At 65.4% G+C, this 4,252-nt stretch carries 6 protein-coding genes; all 6 read left to right on the top strand.

Annotated features, from left to right (window positions below):
- Positions 1 to 306: energy-coupling factor ABC transporter permease (locus B7X65_RS23700; protein ID WP_363104788.1), on the top strand; the 306-nt coding region annotated here is incomplete at its 5' end.
- Positions 306 to 1,118, top strand: coding sequence for a precorrin-4 C(11)-methyltransferase (gene cobM, locus B7X65_RS23695; RefSeq protein ID WP_293596688.1), 813 nt, complete (start codon positions 306 to 308; stop codon positions 1,116 to 1,118). The genes B7X65_RS23700 and cobM, both read left to right, overlap by 1 nt.
- Positions 1,115 to 2,128, top strand: a complete 1,014-nt coding sequence (locus B7X65_RS23690) for a sirohydrochlorin chelatase (RefSeq protein WP_293596687.1) — start codon at positions 1,115 to 1,117, stop codon at positions 2,126 to 2,128. The genes cobM and B7X65_RS23690 overlap by 4 nt, the downstream gene beginning before the upstream one ends.
- Positions 2,125 to 2,799: a precorrin-8X methylmutase gene (locus B7X65_RS23685; protein WP_293596686.1), complete on the top strand. Its 675-nt coding sequence runs from the start codon at positions 2,125 to 2,127 to the stop codon at positions 2,797 to 2,799. Before B7X65_RS23690 ends, B7X65_RS23685 begins: the two co-directional genes overlap by 4 nt.
- The gene (locus B7X65_RS23680; RefSeq protein WP_293596685.1) at positions 2,796 to 3,905 is read left to right on the top strand and encodes a cobalt-precorrin-5B (C(1))-methyltransferase; all 1,110 of its coding nucleotides are present in this window, start codon (positions 2,796 to 2,798) and stop codon (positions 3,903 to 3,905) included. The genes B7X65_RS23685 and B7X65_RS23680 overlap by 4 nt, the downstream gene beginning before the upstream one ends.
- On the top strand, positions 3,902 to 4,252 hold a 351-nt coding region (locus B7X65_RS23675; RefSeq protein ID WP_293596684.1), incomplete at its 3' end, for an SAM-dependent methyltransferase. The genes B7X65_RS23680 and B7X65_RS23675, both read left to right, overlap by 4 nt.

Genomic DNA, 4,252 nt, shown 5'->3' with positions numbered 1-4,252 from the left:
CCCCTGATCGCGCTGCATTACACCCTGGGGCGCAAGCTCAAAGAGGTGACGATCACTACGCTTCTCAAGCTCGACGGTGCCTATTACGCGGGTGTCGTGATCATGGTCGGCTTTTGGCTCACGCAGACGGAAGTGGCTACGTCATGGTCCGGCTGGGCTGTGTTTGCCTCGTCCTACATTCCGCTCGTGGTGGCAGAGCCCTTGTTCACCTTTGCCGTTCTGTGGGTGCTGCAACGCTTTGTGCAAACCCGCGTGGGCGCTGTCTGCTTCGCCGTGCAGCCCAAGCTCAAGACCGGTATTGCCTGATGAGTGCGGGCACCGTCTGGTTTGTGGGTGCCGGTCCCGGCGACCCGGAGTTGATCACCGTCAAGGGCCGTGCGCTGATCGAGCGTGCCGGCGCCATCTTGTTTGCCGGCTCCCTGGTCAACGCTGCGGCCACCCGTTGGGCACCCGGGAACTGTGTCATCGCGGACAGCAAGGACATGACGCTGGAGCAGATGTCGGCGTGGCTGATCGCGCAGGCCGGGAAACATGAAACCGTGGTGCGCCTGCAAACCGGCGACCCCGGCCTGTATGGGGCGCTGATCGAACTGGTGCAGCCGCTGGACGCCGCAGGCATCGCGATTCAGGTGGTTCCCGGCGTGTCTTCGGCCATGGCCTCGGCGGCGGCGGCGGTGGAGAGCCTGACCCTGCCCGAGGTCACGCAAACGGTGATTTTCACCCGGGTGGAGGGGCGCACGCCCATGCCCGAGGGCGAGTCGCTGGAAGCGCTGGCGGCGCACCACAGCACGCTGTGCATCTTCCTGAGCATTACCCTGATGGGTCGCGTCACGGCGGCCTTGACGGCGGCCGGCTGGTCGCCCGATGCGCCCGTTGTGGTGGTGCACAAGGCCAGCTGGCCGGGCGAAGAAAAAATTATCCGCGGCACGGTCAGCACCATCCAGGCCCTGTGCCGCGAGGCCAAAATTGTCAGCCAGTCCATGATCATCGCCAGCCCGACGCTGGGCGCGCGGCAATGGACCACCCTGGCCAAATCCAAACTCTACGACGCCAGTTTCACGCACCGTTTCCGGCGTGCCAGCGTCCCCGTTTCAAACCTTACCCTGGAAACCCCATGACCACAGAGACCATTTTGCTGGTGGGCCACGGCTCACGCGAAGCCTCCGGCAACGAGGAAATCGAGCGCTTTGCCGCCCAATGGCGCCAGCGCCAGCCAGGCTGGCGCATTGAAGTCTGCTTCATCGAGTTTTCCGAGATCACCCTGAGCGAGGGCCTGCGCAGGGCGGCCACTGATGCACGCCGCGTGATGGTGGTGCCGCTGATTCTGAATGCGGCAGGCCACGTGAAGATGGACATTCCGCAGGCCATCGACGCGGCGCGCCTGCGTTTTCCGCAAGTGCAGTTCCTGTATGCCCCGCACCTGAGCGCCTGCGATCACATTCTCGGCGTGGTCAAACGCCGCCTCAAGTTCGCCATGCAGGGGCTCGATATGCCGGACCCGACGACCACCGGCGTGGTGATCCTGGGGCGCGGCTCATCGGACCGCCAGGCCAACGGCGAGATGGCCAAGATGGCGCGCTGGGTCATGGAGGAAACCGACCATGAGCTGGTGGACCTGGCCTTTACCGGCATCACCTATCCAAGACTGGAAAAAGTGGTGCAGCGCCAGCATCTGCTGGGCATGACGCAGGTGGTGGTGTTGCCGTATTACCTGTTCAACGGCACGTTGGTGGAGCGCATCAAGCGGCAGGTCGACAACCTGAAAACCCAGTACCCCACCATCCGCTTCACCTTAACCGCCTATTTCGGCTTTGAACGCGAGATTTTTGAGCTGCTGGAAGAGCGGGTTAACGACCTGAAACGCGGCGTGCCCGAGTCACGCATGCCGTGCGATGGCTGCAAGTACCGTGAGTTTGGCGTCGAAAACGGCATGGGGGGCCACCACCACGACGATGCGATGGCGCACCACCACGAGCATGAGCATGGTCACGACCATCCTCACGAACATGCGCACGCACACCCGCATGTTCAGGCCATCGTTCAGGTTCATCCGCACCCTCATTCGCATCAAGATGCCCATGAAAAGGCGCATGACCATGACCATCCTCACGAGCACGCCCACCCATGAGCACCGCCAACGTCATTACCGAACAGCTCACCGCTGCGGGCCGGGCCATTGAGCATGATTCGTTTGCGGTGATTGACCGCGAGGTCGCATCGCATGCCTATACACCGGCCCAATGGCCCATCGTGCGCCGCATGATCCACGCCAACGCCGACTTCGACTTCAACGGCCTGACCGACTTTCACCCTCGGGCGGTGGAGGCCGGCGTGGCCGCCGTCTTGTCGCGCGCGACCCGCGTGGTGGCCGATGTGGAAATGATCTGCGTGGGCTTGTCGGCGCCACGCCTGGGGCATTTCGGCATGGCCACGCACCAGTTCATCTCGGACGCTGACGTGATTGACGCCGCCAAGACCGAAGGGACCACCCGTGCCGTGCAGGCCATGCGCAAGGCTCACCGGCTGGGCCTGATCAATGGTGCCATCGTCGGCATCGGCAACGCGCCCACGGCGCTGATCGAGCTGGTGCGCCTGATCCACGAAGAGGGCGCACGCCCGGCGCTGGTGGTGGGCATGCCGGTGGGTTTTGTCTCAGCCGCCGAATCCAAGGACTTGATGGCCCTGGAAGCCGAGGTGCCCTGGGTCGTGATCCGTGGGCGCAAGGGCGGCTCCACCCTGGTGGTGGCAGCCATCCATGCCTTGCTCGGTTTGGCTGAGGCGAGGGAACTCGCCCCATGATGAAAAAAGACGCGCCCCGCGGCACCCGCACCGGTTTCACCACCGGTGCGTGTTCTGCTGCGGCGGCGCGTGCGGCGGTGATTGGCCTGGTCACAGGTCAGGTGCCCGACGCGGTGGAATGTCTGCTGCCCAATGGCGACCTTGTGACCTTCGCCGTGCAGGATGGCCGCGTAGATGGCGTGGGTGGGGGCGCATCGGCCCACGCCATGGTCATCAAGGATGCGGGCGACGACCCCGACTGCACCGACAAGGCGCATCTGACGGCCGATGTGCGGCTGCTGCCTGAGCGGCCGGGCGAGGTGCTGCTGCTCGGTGGCTCGGGTGTGGGCACCGTCACCCTGCCGGGCTTGGGCCTGGCGGTGGGTGGCCCGGCCATCAATCCGGTGCCCCGACGCAACATCGAGGCCAATGTGCGCGCCGCCGGTGCATCGCTGCTCGACGAGGCCGGTTTCGAGGTGACGATCTCGGTGCCCCAGGGCGAGCAGATGGCCAAGAAAACCACGAACGCGCGGCTGGGCATCCTGGGCGGCATATCCATCCTGGGCACCACTGGCATTGTCAAACCGTACTCCACCGCGGCCTGGCGCGCCAGCGTGGTGCAGGGCGTGCATGTGGCGGGCACGCTGCCCGAGGGCGTCGTGGTGCTCACCACCGGCGGGCGCACCGAAAAATTCGTGATGGAAGAACTGCCCCACCTGCCCGAGGCCGCATTCGTGCAGATGGGCGACTTTTTACGCTATGCCATGGGTGCGGCGGTGAAAGCGGGCTTGAAGAAGGTGGTGATCGGCGGCATGGTGGGCAAGCTCACCAAGATCGCGCAGGGCGAAACCATCACCCACGCGGGCCGCGCCGAGGTCGATACCGGCCTGCTGGCCGACATCGCGGCCGGCCTGGGCGCCGCGCCGGACGTCTGCGATGCCATCCGCCAGAACGAGACCGCGCGCTACGCCGGCGAGCGCATGGACGCGCTGGGGCTGGGCCAGGCGTTCCACACCGCGCTGGCGCAGCGCGTGATCCAGACCTTGCGCACGCGCTACCCCGATCAATTCGAACTGAAAGTGCTGGTCTGCGACTTCGACGGTCGCAAGATTGCGGAGGCTCCTTGAGCGATACAAATTTTGAAGAAAACTCCATCGAGCGTTGCCGCATTCTCGGCGTGCTGGACGACGGCGTCGCCAGCCTGGGACACGCGGCGCGGGCGCACCTGCAGCAGGCGCAGCTGGTGATCGGCGGGGCGCGGACGCTGCAATTGTTCGCGCAGCAGATCCACCCGCGTGCGCAGCAGCGCGACCTGACCGGAGCCTTATCCCGGGTGCCCGAGTGGATTCGAGCCGCGCAGGCCGCGGGCCAGCGCGTGGTGGTGCTGGCCACAGGCGACCCGCTGTGCCACGGCATCGCCGCCTACCTGGCCTCGCGCCTGTGCATCGAGGCCATTGAGGTGCTGCCCAATGTC

It is taken from the genome of Polaromonas sp. 39-63-25 (assembly GCF_002278925.1).
In the GTDB taxonomy this organism is placed as follows: domain Bacteria; phylum Pseudomonadota; class Gammaproteobacteria; order Burkholderiales; family Burkholderiaceae_C; genus Polaromonas.
The sequence above is the reverse complement of the archived record's forward strand: the minus strand, read 5'-3'. Positions and strand labels throughout refer to the sequence as shown.

Bases quoted from the DNA above. Each gene is read 5' to 3' on its own strand.
- B7X65_RS23690 (WP_293596687.1), top strand. From the start codon at position 1,115: ATGACCACAGAGACCATTTTGCTGGTGGGCCACGGCTCACGCGAAGCC.
- B7X65_RS23680 (WP_293596685.1), top strand. From the start codon at position 2,796: ATGATGAAAAAAGACGCGCCCCGCGGCACCCGCACCGGTTTCACCACC.
- B7X65_RS23685 (WP_293596686.1), top strand. From the start codon at position 2,125: ATGAGCACCGCCAACGTCATTACCGAACAGCTCACCGCTGCGGGCCGG.
- cobM (WP_293596688.1), top strand. From the start codon at position 306: ATGAGTGCGGGCACCGTCTGGTTTGTGGGTGCCGGTCCCGGCGACCCG.